We start from the raw sequence: 18271 nt of genomic DNA, 5'->3' as shown, positions 1-18271 counted from the left end.
TCACCTCCCCACGAACAGGCGGTCGGCGAGCCGGTCCGGCAGGCCGTTCTCCCTGATCCGCGCCGCCGCCGCATCGACATCGTAGGGAACGCGGCAGTAGGTGATTTCACGCGAGCTCGTGTCGTACAAGGCATAGGCGGCGGCGGGATCGCCATCGCGCGGCTGGCCGACCGAGCCCAGCACAGCCAGCCATTGCCGGCCGCGCAGGAGCTGGATCGGGACATGCGCCGTCGGCACGAAGCTCGTCATCTTGGCCGTCGCCGACATGGAATAAAGCGCGGGCCGGTGGATGTGGCCGCAGAACGTGACATGCGCGGGCGTCGCAATCAGGCTGCGCGCCGCATCCGGCGTCGACTGCACGTAGCGCCAACGCTGCGGGCTGGAGGCCTCGGAGTGGACGTAGAGCCGATCGTCCTCTTCCAACGTCAGCGGCAGTTCGGCCAAAAAGCGGCGCTGCGCGGCGCTGAGCCGGCCGCGTGTCCATTCGATCGCCGCCTGCGCGTCCGGATTCATGCTCTCGCTCGCGCTTGTGACGGCCTGGTCGTGGTTACCTCGCACCGCGACCGCGCCATCCGCGATCAGGCGGATGGCGGTGTCCACCGTCCACTCGGGATCGCCGCCATAGCCGACGAAATCGCCGAGGAAAATGATCCGCCGCGCCCCGCGGGTGCGCGCCGATTCAAGGCATGCGCTGAAAGCCTGCCGGTTGGCATGAATGTCCGAAAAGATCGCCAGCAGCACGCTATCCTCCCGCCCATAGACTAGAGCATGATCCGGAAAAGTGGACACCGGTTTTCCGAAAAGATCATGCTCTGCTTAAAATGCTAGAACGCCAGGGGCCTTGATCCCCTCGCGTTCTCGGGCGGGTGACTGTTACCGGGTTGAGGGATGTCAAACAACCTCCGTCAGGGCGAGGTCTGTTGCTCGTCCTTCGGCGGCATGCGTGGCGGCAGCAGCGGGGTAAACGACACCCCTTCCGCACCTTGCGGGATCGCGGTCGCCCCTCCTCCCGTCGAAGGATCGCCGCCCGAGGTGTCGACGATGGCGCTCGGCGTGATGTAGGCTCTGGCCTGTTCGAGCAGCCCGCCCTCGCCGGTGCCGAAATCGGCGGCCCGGCCGCCCTGCGGATGCCCGGCCGCGATCTCGCTTTGCGCCTTGTCGGTCTTCTCGGCCAGCGAGTCGCTGTAGGGAATGCGGTAGGCCCTGGGAACGCCGCTCGGGCGGTTGCTCTCGTCGAGCGCCTCGACCCACAGATAGATCGAGCCCGGGTCGCCTTGAAGCGAATGCGGCTCGACGATCCGCGCCTGCAGCAATTTGAACAAGGCCGGCAGCCTGTCGACGCTGGCCCAGCCCAACAGTCCGCGCATGCCGACGAAGCTGACAATATAGAACGCGCTGGTCACGACCACGGCTACCGCCTTCACCGGCCAGGGCAAGCGCGCATAGACCAGCACCAGGAGCAATAGCGCGCCGATCAGGGAATAGGCGATCGACAGCGTGAGAATGTCCGACTGCAGACTAGTCACGGCCGTCCCATCCTGACGCCTGTCTTAGCATCGACGTCCGCACCATTCCTCCACGCGCTGCGAAAGGTCTCCAAGAGCGACTTCTGCCGCTGCTCTACATTGATCACCTTGCCCTCGCGGTCGAGCGAGAAGCGCACGGCCGTCTTTTCCTCGCCGGTATGATCGAGCATCACCGTGTTGTCGAAAACCACCTGCGTGGACGGGTTAAGCTTCTGGACCTTGACCGTCACCGGCACCGGCTGCCCGGTTGTGGCCTGGAAATGCGACACGTTGACGGTGTATTCGCCGGCTACGATGCCGCGCACCGTGACGATTTCCTCGCGGATTGGCGAGGGGATCTTCTTGTCGTTGACGACGATGAAATCGTTGGTGCCGCCGCGATCGTCGCGATCGAGCGTGAGAAAGCCGGCCTCGCGATGTCGATACCAGGCGATGTTGCCAGCCGGGTCCTGCACGAACAGGTCGATGTCATCAGGGTGATTGTCCGGCCAGTCCATGGTGATGATGAATTCGGCCTTGGAATCGATTTTGCCGTCTTTGGAGTCCGGCGATACCGCAAGAAGCGCGATGAAGAACAAAAAGGCAACGACCTGCAACGCCTTGAACAGCATCACGCCGAGCGGATCGAACGCGTCCTCGCGCGGATAGAGGCCGAACTCATCCATCATTGCGGCGTTCCAAGGCGACGTTCCAATGCTGGGGTGACGTGCGTCTCGGTCAGCATGACGGCATCGGAAAACACCCGCTGGGTGGCGGCATCGAGCATGTAATATTGGATCTTGACTAGGATCGAGCCGACGAGGCCGGCGAGCGTCGTGTACATGGCGACCGCCATGCCGTCGCTCATCAGCCCCATGGATGATTTCATGGCGGCCTTGTCCGCCGCATCGAGGGTGGCGATCGGCGCCAGCATGATGATGAAGCCGATGATGGTGCCGAGCAGCCCGAGCTTCATCAGCGTATCGGACGCGAAAGCGCCGAAGCCGTTGGAGCCGCGCAGGCGGTCGGCGAGCGAGCGCAATAGCAGCGTCTGGTCGATGCGCCCCGTCGCTTGCGCCTTGGCCTTTTCCACCAGGCTGCGGATGTGATCCGTCACCAGCCCGACCGGCAGCGCCCGCGCATCGCTTTCCAGCGCCCTGGCGCCATTAGCGGCCGACAGGATGGCGCGGCAGCGCCGTGCCACATCGCCTTCGCGCGCAATCGCGCGGGTTCGAAAGAAGCAGTGAAAGCTGGTGATGATGTAGAGAACGGCGATGACGCTCGAAATGTAGGTGCGGTCGGAGGAGACCATCAGGTGGATCAAGCCGTAGCGCCATAGCAGCACGGCGGCGAACACGGACAGGCCGGTGAAGATCATCCAGAGCAGCAGGACGCTTCGTTCTGGAGCGTCGCTTGCGGGCGGTGCGCTCACGGCGCCGATCATGGAACTCATGGCTGGCGTTAGCTCCCGAAGACGTTTTCTGCGCCTGTTGGCAAACGGGCTCTCCGCTTTCCGTTAAAGCAAAGCGGACCGGCCCGGTCCGCCGACGGATGCCCGCGATCCCTTGGGAAAATTTCCCGATTTTCCCGGATGCGCCGCGCTTGCAATTGGCAGCGAAGGGCGGTGTTGTTATCGTCCTCCCCCGCTCGCTGAGGGTGATCGCATGCGCCTTGTGCTTCAGCTCGTCGCTCGTCTCCTCGTCGTCGTTATCCTGTGTCTGACCGCCGCGACCGTCTGGGCCACCGTCGACGCCTATCGCAGCGTCGACCGGGCGACCGCCGCTTCCGCCGACCGCGTCTCCGAGGCGCTGCAGGCGCTGTATTGGCGCGAACTGCTGTTGCGCAGCAGCAGAATGCACGAACATCTCCTGCCAGTGCCGGAATGGCGCACCACCGAAACGGTGAAGCTGATCTCGCCTGGCATTTGCGTCCAGTTCGAGCCGGCCAAGCCCTTCGAGAAGCCGCTCTGCGGGCAGAGCCAAGGGCTCGGCAAAGCGCCGCCGCGCTGGTTCGCGAGCGCCGTGCAGACCCTTCTCGGCGGCCACGCGGCTGTCGCGCGGCCGATCAGCGCGCGAGAAACAACCGCAGGCGTGGTATCCGCCAGCCCGGATCCCGACGCCGCGATCCGGCTCGCCTGGGCCCACATCCTGGACAATATCGGCGTCGCCCTGTTGATGGCCGCGGCGATTGCGCTGCTCGCCTCGATCGCGATCGCGCACACGCTGGCGCCAGCGCGGTCCATCGTTGCCGCACTGCAGCGTATGGCGCATGGGCAATACCGCACCGCTCTGCCGCGCTTCCATTCCATGGAACTTGCCATGATCGGAAAGGCCGTAACCGATCTCGGCGACCGGCTGGCAGCCGCCATGGAAGAGCGCGCCGCCCTCACCCGGCGCCTGCTCGAAATCCGCGATGACGAGCGGCGGGCGCTGGCCCGCGAGCTGCATGACGAATTCGGGCAGAATCTCACCGCCATCCTCGCCTTCGCCAACACGATCGAAGCCGGCACGCAGGACAAGAGCGTCGCCGAGGATGCGCGGATGATTTCGCGGGCGAGCTTACGGATCATGGCGTCGTTGCGGGATACGCTGAACCGCCTGCGCCATCCGCCCGCCGAAGAACTCGGCCTGGAAGCAAGCCTGATCAGCCTGGTCGACAGCTGGCACTCGCAGCATGCGGCGCGGCCGCTGATCCAGCTCGACATGCAGGGCGACCTTGCCGATGTGCGCGGCACCGTCGCCGCCACGGCCTATCGCGTGGCGCAGGAATGCCTGACCAATGCGCTCCGCCACAGCGCAGCGCGGGAGATCGTGCTCCGGATCGAGCGCCGCAGCGGCGAAGAGAATGCGCTGTTGATCCGCGTCGAGGACGATGGCGGCGGCGATGCGGCGAGCGTGCAACAATCGGCGGGCTTTGGCCTGACCGGAATCCGCGAGCGGCTGGCGGCGCTCGGCGGCTCGCTGTCGATCGCGCGCGCGAGGCGCGGTGTAAGCGTTGCCGCGACCATTCCGCTCGCGGCCTGACGGCATGCACCGATGACCGCGCTACCTGGCAAGGGCATCTCGATCCTGCTGGTCGACGACCATCCGATCGTCCGCCAAGGCTATCGGCGCGTGCTGGAACATCAGAGCGACTTCCAGGTGGTCGCGGAAGCCGACAACGCCACGGATGCCTACGCCGCGTTCAAGACCCATGCTCCCGATATCGTGGTGATGGACATCTCGATGCCCGGCGCCAGCGGCCTCGATGCCATCAGGAACATCCGCCTGCGCGGCACGCGCGCGCGCATTCTTGTCTTCAGCATGCATAGCGAGGCGCCGCTGGTGAAGGCCGCGTTCAACGCCGGTGCCAGCGGCTATGTCACCAAGAGCAGCGAGCCGGCGGTGCTCATCAGGGCGATCCGTTCGGTCGCTCGGGGCGAACGCGCCATGAGCGACGACGTCGCGCAGGTGCTGGCGCTCGATAGCCTGACGCCCGTGGGCTCCCTGCTGGATCAGCTCGCGGAACGGGAGATCGAGATCCTGAGGCAACTGGCGGCCGGCGCCACCAAGGAAGAGATCGCCGCCAGTCTCAATCTCAGCCTGAAGACCGTGCAGAACTACCACTATCTGATCAAGGCCAAGACCGGCATGCGCACCGACGCCCAGCTCGTGCGCCTGGCGGCCGAGTGCGGGCTGACCAGCCCGTAAGCCGGAGATGATCGTCGAAGTGAGCTTCCAACCATCACCGTCACCCCCGCGCAAACGGCTTCGCCGTTTGTCGCTGGAGGCGCCGTCGCCAACGGGTCCGCGCAAAGCGCGGCCCGATGACAGGCTCCGCGGCGGCCTCGAAGGGCGACGGCCCGCCTGCTGCAGCGGGGCCGTTCATCCTTCGAGGCTCGCTGGCGCGAGCGCCTTCGGGATGACGGTCCAGATCCCGGCAGTTTTCCACCCGGCGCTCGTAGTGGTGGTTTCCGGAACAGCAATCTGCTAAAGCGCGGCGTAAAAACTTGGCCCGGACGCCCTCGCGCTTCCGCCCCTGACCTTCGGAGTCCCTATCTATGATCCCCCGCTACACCCGCCCGGAAATGGCCGCGATCTGGGACGCGCAGACGCGCTTCAAGATCTGGTTCGAGATCGAGGCGCATGCAGCGGATGCGCTGGCCGAAATCGGCGTAATTCCGAAAGAGGCCGCGAAGGCCGTCTGGCATAAGGCGCGCGACGTGATCTTCGACGTCGGGAGGATCGACGAGATCGAGCGCGAAACCAAGCACGATGTGATCGCATTCCTGACCCATCTCGCCGAGATCGTCGGCCCCGAAGCGCGGTTCGTGCACCAGGGCATGACCTCCTCCGACGTGCTCGACACCTGCCTCAATGTGCAGCTCACCCGCGCCGCCGACCTCCTGATTGACGACATCGATCGCCTGCTCGGCGCGCTGCGTAAGCGCGCGTTCGAGCACAAGATGACGCCGACCATCGGCCGCTCCCACGGCATCCATGCCGAGCCGGTGACCTTCGGGCTGAAGCTCGCTTATGCCTATGCGGAGTTCTCCCGCGCCCGCAAGCGGCTGATCGCCGCGCGCAAGGAGATCGCGACCTGCGCCATATCGGGCGCGGTCGGCACCTTCGCCCAGATCGACCCGCGGGTCGAAGAGCATGTGGCGAAAGCCATGGGGCTGACGCCGGAACCGATCTCGACGCAGGTGATTCCGCGCGATCGTCACGCCATGTATTTTGCGACACTCGGCGTGATCGCCTCCTCCATCGAGCGGCTCGCCACCGAAATCCGGCATCTGCAGCGCACCGAGGTGCTGGAGGCGGAAGAGTTCTTCTCGGAGGGCCAAAAGGGTTCCTCGGCCATGCCGCACAAGCGCAACCCAGTGCTGTCGGAAAATCTCACCGGGCTTGCACGCATGGTACGCGCCTATGTGACGCCGGCGCTCGAGGACGTGGTGCTCTGGCACGAGCGCGACATCTCCCACTCCTCGGTGGAACGCATGATCGGCCCCGATGCCACGGTGACGCTGGACTTCGCGCTCAACCGGCTCGCCGGCCTGATCGAGAAGCTCTTGGTCTATCCAGAGAACATGCAAAAGAACCTCGACCGGCTCGGCGGGCTCGTGCACTCGCAACGCGTCCTGCTGGCACTCACGCAGAAGGGTGCCAGCCGCGAAGAAGCCTACAAACTGGTGCAGCGCAACGCCATGCCGGTCTGGCGCGGCGAGGGCGATTTCCAGACGCTCCTGAAGAAGGACCCCGACGTCAGGAAATATCTTAGCGATGCCGAGATCACGGAGCAGTTCGATCTCGGTTACCACCTGAAGCACGTCGACACCATCTTCAAGCGCGTGTTCGGCCAGGCGTGAGGGGATGACCGCCACCAACGCCGTCGTTCCCGGGCAAGCGAGCGCCCGGCAACACGTAGCGTTCGCGGGTCGCGAGCGCGATCCGGGGCCCATCAACCCGGGCGGCCATTATCGCGAAGGACGTCTCGCCTAGGGGTCCACCGATCGATTCCGCGGTATGGGTCCCGGCCTTCGCCGGGACGACCAGTCGTTTGCTCATTGACGGATTGCCGGAACAACCAGCGGCCCCAGCGTGTTGGCTTGGCAAGCAGGGGGCTTCAGGTTGGGAGCCTTCAACGTGATCGAGACCGATAGTCTGCTCGTTAAATGTCCGCGCTGCGGTGCCTGGCCGATGGCTGCGAGCTTGCCGAAAGCAAGCTCCTCGCGCCAGGAGATACGGTTCCGCTGCCCGGAGTGCCACTATCAGGAAGCGGGCTGTTTGCAGCGCGCCGGCAATGTCCAGCCGCTATCAGAGCAACGCTCGCACGCTCAAGGCAGGTGACGGCCGAGCTTGTCGAGCGCGAAAATCTCCGAACGGAGGCGATCCCCGACCGCGGAGCATGATCCGGAAAAGTCGGCGCCGGCTTTCCGAAAGGACCATGCCCGATCATAGGCCGGAGTGCGATCAGGCTTCGCCACCGCACTTCCGCCTCATCCTCGAGGAGGATCGCACATGGCTAGAAACTCCATGCGCAGAACGCGCAGGCAGCCGATCACGCCGGCCCCCGGTCCGATCGTGAGAACGGCGCCGGAGATGCCGACCAGCGGCTACGCACTCATCGTCGACGGCCAGATCAAGAGCGAGTTCAAGAGCAAGGACGCGGCGCGCGCCCGCGCCGAGGACCTCAAGCGGCGCTTCCCTTATCTGCAAGTCAGGTTGTTCGACGCGGAGAAAAAGCACACCGAAGATATCGAGCCCACCGAGGCGTAGGCGTAGCGCAAACGCCGCGCCAGATGCAGACCCGCTACGCACACAGATAGTGGCACTGCGGCTGGATGATTTCCCACCCAATTCGAAGCGGCTGAGCCCCGCCAGGCCCCACCTGCCCGCATACAAACGGATGTAGCCGATATGGCACCCGCCACCCGAAACGCTGCATCCGAATTGACGACTCGGCTTTTGACTTGGTCAGGATGAGATTTGTTCCCCGCGAGGTCGGGACGGGCGATTGCGCCATGCGGAGCCATCGCCGCTACGGAGAGCGACCATGAACTTCTGGCAGCTATCGGATGGAATCCGACCGCAGCATCAGCCCCATCATCACGGGCACCATGGCGATCACGCGGATGCACCGGGTTGGCCGGCCTCCTTCTCCGATTCCATCGACACTGGCGATAACAGCGCGGGCGATGGCGGCAACGGGTTCTTTGCGGGCCTGGTGGTCAACGCGCCCAACGCCATTTTCAGTCCCGTCGACACCGCGCAGGCGGGAGGTCTCGGCCACGCCGATGCGCATCAATCCAATCTGGTTCAGATCGACCAGCATGCCGTCCAGATGGCGGGCATCGGCGGCAACGGCGGCAACGACAATCTGGCCCAGGGCGGCACCGTTTCCGCGCTCGCGCCCAGCGCCGCTTCGGTTCATGCCGGGCCTGCTTCGGGCGGAATCGAGACCGGCGCCAACAGCGCCGGCAACGGCGGGGACGGCTATTTTTACGGTAACATCATTCATGCCTCGATGGTGTTTTATGACCCCATCAATATCAGCGTATCGGCAGGATACGGCTCCATCGCGTTGGCCGACCAGGCCAACAATGTGAGCATCGATCAATCCGCCGTTCAGATCGCCGGCATCGGCGGAAACGGAGGCGACGGCAATATCGCCTCTGGTGGCAATGTCGGCGTTTCGTCCTCCGGCTCCGATGCGATCGCGACCGGCCACAACAGCGCCGGCAACGGCGGCTCCGGCTCCTTCTCCGGCTCGCTCGTGGACGCTCCTGTCGTTGTCTACCACCCGATCAACATTGCGCTGGCGGGCTCGGGTGGAACGGCCGAAGCCTCGCAATCGAATACGGTGGAGATCGATCAGTCCGTGCTCCAGATGGCGGGGATCGGCGGCAATGGTGGAAGCGGCAATATCGCCATCGGTGGGGACATATCCACGGCCGGATCCGGTTCGCTATTGGGCGGCTGGCAGCTCCTTCAGACGGGCGGCAACGAGGCCGGCAATGGTGGAAACGGCTTCTTCCATGGCAGCCTCGTCCACACCTCTGTCGCCGTGTATGACCCGATCAATATCGCTGTTGCCGGCTTCAATTCCAGCACCGATGCTCATCAGACGAACAACGTGAATCTGGATCAGTCTTCGTCGCAGATGGCAGGCATCGGAGGCAATGGCGGCAGCGGCAACGCTGCAACGGGCGGGAATGGCGGCCTTCTGTCTAAATTCTCCAGCGGTGCCGATACGATCGCAACCGGAGGCAACGGCGCAGGCGATGGCGGCAGCGGTCACTTTTCCGGCAGCCTCGTCGATGTCAGCATCGCGATCTATGCTCCGATCAACATCGCAATCGCGGGCCCGCATGCGACAGCCGAAGCGGACCAGATCAACAACGTGCACTTCGACCAGAGCGCGGTCCAGATCGCCGGAGTTGGCGGAGACGGCGGCAACGGCAACATAGCGCTTGGTGGCGAGCTCGCGACACACCTCCTCTCCGATCTTCATTTGGTCGCATAGAAAATGATCCGGCCCCGTTCGGGGCGGATCAGCGCAAAGCGCGTCGTGACTTTTGCGAAAACTCCACGCGCAAAAAATCTCAGCGTCGAGCCCCGTGAAAATCCGCTGCTCGGATGCGCGGCTGGCCACATCCGCATGTCATCGCATCACGATGCGCACGATGAATGTAGGTCTTTCGGACGTAGTCCACCGAGCCGAATGACATCCCATTTGGCATCTATCGCGCGCACGCAAGCGGGGCTCACACTCGTCGCGTAGATCGGTCATCCCGATCTGGACGGATGACCTACGAACACAACCAATCACGGAGGCTCATATGGTTGCAAAGCCGTCAATTCACGTTTCGGATTCCATCCATTTCAAGACGATCGACACGGGCCACAACAGCGCCGGCAACGGCGGCGACGGCATTTTCAAGGGATACGTCGTCAACGCGCCGACGCTCAACTTCGACCCCACCAACAAGGCCGAAGGCGCCGACGTCTCCGTCAAGAACGGCGATCACGTCTATCAAAAGGCTTCCTGGGACGCAGGCACGGCGGACGCGGACGCTCACAAGGGGTCAACGGCCAAGGCCTGGGCAAATTCGAGCGGCGACCAGAGCTCGTCGAGCGGTCACGACACGTCCACCGTTACCGCCAATACGACAGCCACTCAGACGAACTCCCTGATGGCCGACCTGCATCAGGAAGTGATGGCCGGCATTGGCGGCAATGGCGGAAACGACAACGCCGCGGTGGGCGGCAATGTGGATTTCCACCTCGATCCGTCCATCTGACGGGCGGCAAGCCCCGCTGATAGATACCGGCTGACAGAGACTGGCGGCATCCGCCGCCGGTCTCTGACCGTCGCCGGCCGGCTCGTCCACGCTGGAATTGACGGTCGAACGAGAGGATCTAGTCTCAAAACCTCTGGCGGTTACGACAATGCCAAAGCCGCCCACCCGGTCGAATATGCTGGCCTCGCCACAAACTCCGCTGCAGGCGGCGCTGTGGGCCTGCGCCGGCCCGCTTGGCCTCGTGTTCGCATATAGCTGCAGCTACAATCTGCTGCTGTTTGCTCCTTCGATCTACCTGCTCCAGATCTATGATCGCGTCCTTTCGAGCCGCAGCGGTCACACGCTGCTGATGCTCACACTGATCGTTGCGTTTGCGGTCATCGTCGGAGGGGTGCTCGACACGCTGCGCCGCGCCGTCCTGGGCCGACTGGGCTCCTGGCTGGAAGATCGACTTCGCCCAAACGCGCTCTCGGCCGCTTTCGAGCTTGCGGTCCGCAGCGATCCCGCAGCCGCATCGGCGGTCTATCGCGATCTTGCCGCCTTGCGTCAATTCATCGAGTCCAATGCATGCCCGATGCTGTTCGACGCACTCTGGGCCCCGCTGTTTCTCGCCGTGCTTTTTCTCATCCACCCATTGCTTGGCGTGATCGCGGCCTGCAACGTGTTTGTTCTGTTCGCGCTCGCGCTTACCAGCGAATTCCTCACCGCAGAGGCGCTCACGAAATCCGGCGCTGCCTTGGCGAAAAGCTATGGCCGGCTCGCGACCGCCCTCGGCAATATTCACCTGATCCGCACGATGGGAATGCTCGACGGCGCCGCGCGCCAGATCTGCGATGCCGCGCAGGAGGCGCGATACAGGCAGGACGTGGCCCAGTTGCGCGCGGAAATCGTTATGCTCGCCGCCAAGCCGATACGTGCGCTAGGACAGGTTCTGATGATGGGCGCGGCGGCCTGGCTCGTGCTCGATTACGGCAAGAGCGGCGGCATCATCTTCGCGACGACACTCCTGTTCGGTCGCGCGCTCGCGCCGGTCGAGGGCGCCATCGCGGGCTGGAAGGCCTTGACGACGGCCAGGAGCACCTATCGACGGCTCGATGGCTTTCTTGCCGCCGCCCCTGCAGCGAGAGACAATACGGATATTCCATCGGACCGGCCGCAATGCGGCCTTGTCCTCGATAACATCGGCGTATGGCTGCGGGACTCCCGCAGCTTTCTGCTGAAGGGCATCTCATTCAGTGTTGGGCCCGGCGAATGCCTCGGCATCATCGGCCCATCGGGCTCCGGGAAATCCATGCTCGGCCAGATCATTGCCGGGCTCTCGACACCCACGTGGGGTCGTGTTCTGCTCGACAATATCGACGTGTCAGTCTTGCGCGAGGCACGGGGCGGCCGTTGCCTCGGCTATCTGCCGCAGGACATCAACCTCTTCGGCGAGACGATCAAGGAAGTCATTGGACCGCCTGGCGATCCCGATCTTCAGAAAGTGATCGAAGCGGCGAGGCTCGTCGGCATCCATGATACGATCATGCGCCTGCCCGAGGGATATGACACAGTCATTCCCAATGGCGGTTCGGGATTCTCCCGCGGATATCGCCAGCGCCTCGGCCTTGCGCGGGCGTTTTTCGGCGAGCCGCGCCTCGTGGTGCTCGACGAGCCGAATGCCAGCCTTGACTATGTCGGCGAACGCGTGCTGCTGGACGCCATTGAGCAAATGAAGGCCGCCAATACCATCGTGGTCGTCGTCACCCATCGAATGGGCCTGCTCGCGGCGACCAACAAGATTGCCATCATGGAGGCCGGCACGGTCACCGCATTCGGCGAGAGCGAGCAGATTTTCGAGACGCATTTGAGCCGCCCGCAGGTGTCATCGCAGGTCACGCCGCCCGAGAACAAGCCTTCCACCGACGACCCGTCACAGGAGCGAGCCGTCCCGTGACCAGGAAGCTGCAACACACCTGGAAGCGACAAGGAGCAGGCGGGCCTTCGCCCGAACTCAGGGAATCCCGGCGAGGTATTGTGATCACCGCCATCGACGATTTCGAGCCCGCTGAGTTTGCCTGGTGCCCGCTGCCGGCGCCAGCCTCGCCTCGCCCCAGGCTTCGCGGCGTCACCTTGGCAGGCAATCTGCTCGTGCTCTGCTTTGTGGTCGGTCTCGGAACGTGGTCGGGCTTCGCGCCGCTCGAGAGCGCGGCGATCGCTTCCGGCGTCGTGGAGCCGGAGTCGAGCCGCAAGACCATCCAGCATCTCGAGGGCGGCATCGTCAAAAAAATCCTGGTCGCGGACGGCGACGTCGTACGCACCGGGCAGACATTGATCGCGCTGGACAACACGCGCGTCCTCGCCGAGGTGCAGAGTCTGCAGAGCCAGTTGTGGGATGCCGCGGCACGCGAGGCAAGGCTCCGGGCCGAACAGCAGGAGCGTGATCGGGTGACGTTCCCGGCTGTGCTGGAGGCGGCGGCGCGGGAGAGTCCGTCGGCCGCGACCGTCCTGACGGCGCAGCGAAACATCTTCGAAGCACGCCGGCAGGTTTTTGAATCGCAGATCGCGGTGATCCGGCAAAAGAAGTCCGAGGTCGACTCGGAGATCGAGGGCCTCAAGGCGCAAAAGGCTGCCGCCACCCAGCGCGCCGATATCGTCCGCGAGGAACTCGACATGGTCGCGACTCTCGTCGACAAGGGACTCGAGCGGCGACCGCGCCTTCTGAGTCTGCAACGGGAAATGGCCGACATCGAAGGACGCCGTGGCGAGATCACCGCGCAGATTTCGCGCGCCGAGCAGGTCATCAACGAATCGATCGCAACGCGCTTCAAGCTCGAGAGCGACAGGCAAAGCGAGATCGCGCAGGCACTGCGGGAAGCACAGAACCAGATCTTCCAGCTGCGCGAAAAACTGTTGGCGGTGGAGGATCAGCTATCCCGAACGGAGATCAAGGCGCCCGAAGACGGCGTGGTCACGGACCTGCGGATTCATACCACGGGCGGCGTAATCGCGGCCGGCGCCCCGCTGCTGGATCTGGTGCCGCGGCAGGATCGCCTGATCGTGACGGCGCGCCTTCGGCCCGAGGACATCGATGTGGTTCATCCGGGATTGAATGCCGAGGTCCATCTCGTGCCGTACAATCAGCGTCGCGTCCCGCGCCTCAAGGGAACGGTGGTGCACGTGTCCGCGGACCGCCTCGTCGACAAGCGGACCGACCAACCCTACTACGCGACGAAAATTCGCGTGGAAGATCCCCGGATACGCGAGAACCACATCAAGATCATCCCGGGAATGCCTGCCGAAGTGTTCATCACGACCGGGCGCGGCACGGTCGCGCTCTATGCACTGAGGCCCCTGCTCGACAGCTTCCACAGTGCATTCCGCGAGGATTAGAGCAGTCGCCGAGCTCAGCGAATCGGAGAGGGCGCGCGTTCCGGCCGTAATCCTGAGGTGCTCGCGCAAGCGAGCCTCGAAGGATGGACGGCCCCACGGCTGCCACTAGTGCGCTTCGGGTGCAGGGCTCACGACGGCGAAGGCTCGCCTGTATCGGAATGACGATTACGAGCCGGCAAGCGGCCGCTCCAGCGCAGGACTGCCTCGGTGCGATTGCGCGCGGCGCATTTGCGCATGATGTGCTGAATGTGCATTTTGACGGTGTTTTCCGAAAGCTTGAGCTTCGCCGCGATCAGCTTGTTGGGAAGGCCGAGTTCCAGTTCCGCCAGCACCTGCTGCTCGCGCGGCGTGAAATCGATCGTGCCTCTATCGGCAACTGCTTTTGCAAGGCCGTTGGCAAGCTGCGGCCCCGGCAGCCCGCGAGGACACGGCTGCTCGAGGCGCGACATCGCATGTGGCCCGACGATCGGCAGCGGCCTATAGACGCCGCCGGCGAGGACGAGGCGCAGGCCGGCGATTGCAAGCTCGATCGGCAAGGAGGTAGGGAAGAAGCCGCGGATACCGAGGTTCATCGCCTCCAGCGCTGTCGCCTCGTCATCACGATTTGACCAGAGCGTGATCGAGGCATTGGGGTGGCAATCTGCCACCAGCATGAGGTCGTATTCGACCGAAGGATCGATGATGGACTTGTCCGCGATGCTCAGCGCCACCAGCCGGACGTCCCGTGCCGATGCACAATCCAGACTGTCCGTCGTTGCCATATCGATGAGATCGAAGCCGACCAATTCCTTCCTGAGAATGCTCAAGATGCAGGTGCGCGTCAAAGTGAGCGGCTCGATGATGACGACGGCCGGCAACTGCAGCGATCCGTGCAGCCGTTCTACGGAATTGACGATGTCGTCCATAATGGCCCCGAGATGCAAAGAACTGCTGATCCAATTTCACTTCTTCAAATTTCCACTTCCGATCGTGCAGTCCCCGATTTTCAATGCGAAGCGCCCATCTCTCGGCTTCGTCACAATGCACGCCACGCGAGATTTTCTATCGGCGTGTCCTTGCAGCCCGAGCACGGCAATCGTGCGACGGGTTGCACGAAAGAGATTCACGTATCAATTCCAGGCGGAAGTTCTTTCCGCACGACCCAGTTCGCGCGCGACGCGATCCGATCGCACCGCGAGCGCCCTGGTCCCGTGAGCATGTTTCAATCCGGTATCTCTTTCGGCAATCATGCTCTAGTTGCAGATGTTTCGATATGCGATCGCCGCCGCCGTATCAGGCTTCCCGTCGACCACATATGCATCATCCTCTTTCACGAGATACAAAAACGGCCTCTCTCCAGTATCTTCGCCTGACGCTGTCTTCCCCTTGACGTGGCCACAGATCGTGTCCGTGGCCCGCCCGAACGTATTTTTCCTGAAAGCGCGATCCATATCGCTGAACTCTGCCGACGCCGGATTTTCCATCTTCGCCGCGATCGCGGCTCTTGCCTTGTTCAAGACGGGATCTGATGTCTCGTCCGGCCGATGATCGGGCGCGGAGACGGTGATCCTCGCCGCCGAAACCGCGTTCTTGGCGTGAGCGATGGGCCTGTGCGGCTTGGCGGACGCATGTTTGCTGGGCTTCGCGGGGCTGTGAGACTTCGCCTGCGCTTTCTGCGGATCCGGCTTGACGGCCACTTGCTGGGGCTGTGCCAGTGGGCTGATCGCAGCTTTGTCGAAGCAGCCCTGCCACTGAAACATGCACGTCTGCAGGTGCCCCTGCGACGGCGCGAGCCAGGCGAATCCGACCAAGAGTCCGGCAACCACGCCGATGACAAGCAGTCCCATGCCATTCCCCTCCCCGGGGACGGAGCCGCATTTCTGCTAGGATGTCATTTCGCGCTGGTGGCATCATCTGTCGCGCAAAAGCGTTAAACGCTCATTAAGCGCACGTCTTTTGGCTAGCGATGCTCCGGAATCCTTGCTCCTTTAAACCCTAGCGAGATCAAAATGCAGCATCAAAATACCGAAAAGTCTCTGCCGAACTCCAGCGAACGCGCGCCCCGCTGGTCGCGCGTTTAGAAAATTGCTTCCAGTCTTCATGCGCGGCCCTTGCGGGGCCGGCATCACGCTTCACACGCTCACCTCACTGCGTTCAGCCCATTTACGCCAATGCGTCGGCTGAATGTCGATCTGCTTCTGACCTGAAGCATCGACCCATTCGGTTCCATCTTTTTGGCAGGGAAAGGCGAGCGCGTGGACTATTCCATCATAATCCAGGACACAGATTTCGAGGTCTGCGTTCGATGGCGCAACTGAAGCGGACAACCACTCTGCGGGCGACGAAGGCATGGCGTACCCTCCAATAAAGGTGCGTCCACGACACTGACTATATCAGGCCCGACAGGACCTTGCGAGCGTGACCATTCGTCTTTGCTGCACCATTGGCCTCGATACCGCCGCAGGCGGCTGGCTCTTTGCAGCGCAACTCACAATCCCTGAACGCCACGGTAATTATACCTTGGGTAGCAAAAGTCAAATGTGAAGAGGCTCGCATTTCATTGTTGGGCTGCGACAGATTCGCCCGACCAGTGGGTCAATGCGCAATGGCGGCTGGCGGCCGCAAGGAGCCGCGGATGCTCGATGGCGATCGGCCATACAGTTCCAGGAAGGCGGCGTTGAATCGGCGCACGCTTCCGAATCCCGCACGGTAGGCAATCTGCGCCAGCGGATCGTCCGTCGTATCAAGCAAGCGCTTTGCCTGCTGCACACGTCGCGTTTTGGCGACCTGTTGCGGACTCGCTCCGACGTGGCGCTCGAACAGGCGCGCAAGATGGCGCGAACTGATGCCGAGCCGCTCGGAAAGCGCGGCCACCGAGCCGCAATCGAGCGCGCCGCTCTCGATCAGCTTCAAGGCGCGCGTGATGGTCGAGCGCGTGCCGTTCCATGCAGCGCAGAACGGCGCCGTCTCCGGGCGGCAACGCAGACATGGCCGATAGCCCGCGGCCTCGGCCGCCGCCGCCGTGGGATAGTATGTCACGTTGCGCGTCAGCGGCTGCTTCACCGGACAGACCGGACGGCAATAGATCCGCGTGGTCTTCACCGCCGTGAAGAAGCGGCCATCATAGCGCGGATCGCGCCGCAGTCGCGCCGCGTTACAGGTCTCGAAGTCGAGCATGAGCAGATCATAGCGTACCGCGCCGGGCAACAAAATCGGCCCGCGATGATCAGGTCCGATTCCGGCCAGCAGCAACCGGCGCGCCCTCCTACACCAGAGCGATCTCCTTAGCTGACATACGGAAGGCAAGCCATGGGCCCGACAGCCAAAGACATCGTCATCAACGCCTGGAAGACATTCAAGACCCGCGACGCCGGCCTGATCGCGGGCCTGTTCACGCCCGATGCCGAATGGATTGCGCCGGAGGACAATGCGACAGCCGTCGCGCTGTCACACACTCATCACATGATTGGTGCAGATCAAATCGCGCACTTCATCGCCTTCGAAATGCACAAGCTGTTTTCCGAGATCGACATCAGCTTTCGCGGCATTCACGCGGACGGCGACACCGTGATTGTCGAAGAGCGAATGCGGGCCACGCTGCCGGGCGGCAGGCCGTACGACAATGATTATTGCTTCGTGTTCAAGCTGGCCGATGAGCGTATCAGCCTGGTCCGCGAATATATGGACACGAGACGAGGCTGGCAGGCGATCTTCGAAATCTGGCCGGCATGAATGGCAATGCCGCGCATGACCTCGCATTGCGGCATCGCCGCCGCTGGCATCTCTCGGCTTTCGGCGCAAGGCTCATGCAGCGTTCCCGATACCGCGCTCCTGCCGCAGTTTCGCCATCCAGCCCATGCAGGGAGAAGCCTCCTGCAGCCATGCACTGCGCTCAGACTTCCTTCCGCAGGTCGTAAAAGTTTGCCTGTCGATCGGCGAAGATGCAGCGTTCAGGAGGCTATTCGGCCTCTCCTGAGATCGCGCATCGACGGCAGGAAAGGATGTCGGAGCCTTGAGATGCGCGTTCTTGATCCCGGCGCATCTCGAAAGCTGTGCGAAGCGGCAAGATGTGGGCGCACATCAGCCGGAGTTGTGGGACCGGGATCTTTAGGGCAGGCAGCGCCAGAGGGTGGCTGTCCAGGGGAGATTTGAATGACGACTGCTGAGACTGCCGGCGTCCTGTCGGGCGCCGGGGTGGGTATTCTTGATCGCTCGCATACCGTGGCCAAGGCGGGGTTCAATCGCTGGCTGGTGCCGCCCGCGGCGCTCTGCATCCATCTTTGCATCGGCATGGCCTACGGCTTTTCGGTGTTCTGGCTGCCGCTGTCGCGCGCGATCGGCATCACCCAGAGCAAGGCCTGTCCGGACATGTCGCTGTGGCAGGAGCTGTTCACCACCACCTGCGACTGGCGNGTCGCCAGCATGGGCTGGATGTTCACGCTGTTCTTCGTGCTGCTCGGCGTCTCCGCCGCGATCTGGGGCGGCTGGCTCGAGCGCGTCGGCNCGCGCAAGGCGGGCGTCGTCGCCGCCCTGTGCTGGGGCGGCGGCCTCGTCATCGCGGCGCTCGGCGTCTATGTGCATCAGCTCTGGATCATGTGGCTGGGCGCCGGCGTGATCGGCGGCGTCGGCCTCG

At 63.5% G+C, this 18271-nt stretch carries 17 protein-coding genes and 1 pseudogene; 10 read left to right on the top strand and 8 right to left on the bottom strand.

The genetic code is table 11. The features are described from left to right. The 4 genes from F758_RS0106390 to F758_RS0106375 all read right to left on the bottom strand — a co-directional run bounded on the left by F758_RS0106390 (position 1) and on the right by F758_RS0106375 (position 2958). Entirely contained in the window at positions 1-741 is a 741-nt protein-coding gene (locus tag F758_RS0106390) for a metallophosphoesterase family protein (protein ID WP_024507081.1), read from the bottom strand. A gap of 164 nt (positions 742-905) precedes the next feature. Next, on the bottom strand, positions 906-1526 hold the full coding sequence (locus tag F758_RS0106385) for a hypothetical protein (RefSeq protein WP_024507080.1): 621 nt from the start codon (positions 1524-1526) through the stop codon (positions 906-908). Next, positions 1523-2194, bottom strand: coding sequence for a DUF2135 domain-containing protein (locus F758_RS0106380; protein WP_024507079.1), 672 nt, complete (start codon positions 2192-2194; stop codon positions 1523-1525). Before F758_RS0106380 ends, F758_RS0106385 begins: the two co-directional genes overlap by 4 nt. Continuing rightward, positions 2191-2958, bottom strand: a complete 768-nt coding sequence (locus F758_RS0106375) for a MotA/TolQ/ExbB proton channel family protein (RefSeq protein ID WP_024507078.1) — start codon at positions 2956-2958, stop codon at positions 2191-2193. Before F758_RS0106375 ends, F758_RS0106380 begins: the two co-directional genes overlap by 4 nt. Positions 2959-3169: 211 nt before the next feature. On the opposite strand from F758_RS0106375, the gene F758_RS0106370 reads away from it, so the two are divergent. The 8 genes from F758_RS0106370 (at position 3170) to F758_RS0106320 (ending at position 13659) form a co-directional block, all read left to right on the top strand. Further along, on the top strand, positions 3170-4528 hold the full coding sequence (locus F758_RS0106370) for a histidine kinase (RefSeq protein ID WP_024507077.1): 1359 nt from the start codon (positions 3170-3172) through the stop codon (positions 4526-4528). Positions 4529-4540: 12 nt separating this feature from the next. Further along, on the top strand, positions 4541-5194 hold the full coding sequence (locus F758_RS0106365; protein WP_024507076.1) for a response regulator: 654 nt from the start codon (positions 4541-4543) through the stop codon (positions 5192-5194). A gap of 350 nt (positions 5195-5544) precedes the next feature. Further along, a complete protein-coding gene (purB, locus tag F758_RS0106360) occupies positions 5545-6852 on the top strand; it encodes an adenylosuccinate lyase (RefSeq protein ID WP_024507075.1) in 1308 nt (435 codons plus the stop codon). A 652-nt stretch (positions 6853-7504) separates the two neighbouring features. Continuing rightward, positions 7505-7762 carry a hypothetical protein gene (locus F758_RS0106345; protein WP_157449883.1) on the top strand — a complete coding sequence of 86 codons (258 nt, stop codon included), beginning with the start codon at positions 7505-7507 and terminating at the stop codon, positions 7760-7762. Positions 7763-8039: 277 nt separating this feature from the next. Further along, complete coding sequence (locus F758_RS0106340; protein ID WP_051386709.1) at positions 8040-9509, top strand: hypothetical protein; 1470 nt, start codon at positions 8040-8042, stop codon at positions 9507-9509. 316 nt (positions 9510-9825) lie between these two features. Next, a complete protein-coding gene (locus F758_RS0106330; RefSeq protein ID WP_024507071.1) occupies positions 9826-10287 on the top strand; it encodes a hypothetical protein in 462 nt (153 codons plus the stop codon). A 148-nt stretch (positions 10288-10435) separates the two neighbouring features. Then, positions 10436-12223, top strand: a complete 1788-nt coding sequence (locus tag F758_RS0106325; protein WP_024507070.1) for a type I secretion system permease/ATPase — start codon at positions 10436-10438, stop codon at positions 12221-12223. Continuing rightward, positions 12220-13659 carry an HlyD family type I secretion periplasmic adaptor subunit gene (locus F758_RS0106320; RefSeq protein WP_084305133.1) on the top strand — a complete coding sequence of 480 codons (1440 nt, stop codon included), beginning with the start codon at positions 12220-12222 and terminating at the stop codon, positions 13657-13659. Before F758_RS0106325 ends, F758_RS0106320 begins: the two co-directional genes overlap by 4 nt. Before the next feature lie 128 nt (positions 13660-13787). Here F758_RS0106320 and F758_RS0106315 read toward each other — a convergent pair whose 3' ends face one another. From F758_RS0106315 to F758_RS0106305, 4 genes are all read right to left on the bottom strand, one after another. After that, positions 13788-14564, bottom strand: coding sequence for a helix-turn-helix transcriptional regulator (locus F758_RS0106315; protein WP_024507068.1), 777 nt, complete (start codon positions 14562-14564; stop codon positions 13788-13790). Positions 14565-14891: 327 nt separating this feature from the next. Then, positions 14892-15485: a hypothetical protein gene (locus tag F758_RS51585; RefSeq protein ID WP_245286427.1), complete on the bottom strand. Its 594-nt coding sequence runs from the start codon at positions 15483-15485 to the stop codon at positions 14892-14894. A gap of 285 nt (positions 15486-15770) precedes the next feature. Then, entirely contained in the window at positions 15771-15989 is a 219-nt protein-coding gene (locus tag F758_RS47390; RefSeq protein ID WP_084305131.1) for a hypothetical protein, read from the bottom strand. Between the two features lie 244 nt (positions 15990-16233). Then, positions 16234-16815 carry a bifunctional transcriptional activator/DNA repair enzyme AdaA gene (locus tag F758_RS0106305; RefSeq protein ID WP_024507066.1) on the bottom strand — a complete coding sequence of 194 codons (582 nt, stop codon included), beginning with the start codon at positions 16813-16815 and terminating at the stop codon, positions 16234-16236. A gap of 132 nt (positions 16816-16947) precedes the next feature. Here F758_RS0106305 and F758_RS0106300 point away from each other — a divergent pair, with 132 nt between their 5' ends. Further along, a complete protein-coding gene (locus F758_RS0106300) occupies positions 16948-17370 on the top strand; it encodes a nuclear transport factor 2 family protein (RefSeq protein ID WP_024507065.1) in 423 nt (140 codons plus the stop codon). Between the two features lie 420 nt (positions 17371-17790). Further along, positions 17791-18271 (top strand): annotated as a pseudogene (locus F758_RS43360) (MFS transporter); the annotation flags it as partial.

Origin of the sequence: Bradyrhizobium sp. ARR65, from assembly GCF_000472385.1 — a bacterium.
Classification (GTDB): domain Bacteria; phylum Pseudomonadota; class Alphaproteobacteria; order Rhizobiales; family Xanthobacteraceae; genus Bradyrhizobium.
This window is presented reverse-complemented; position numbering and strand designations above follow the sequence as displayed.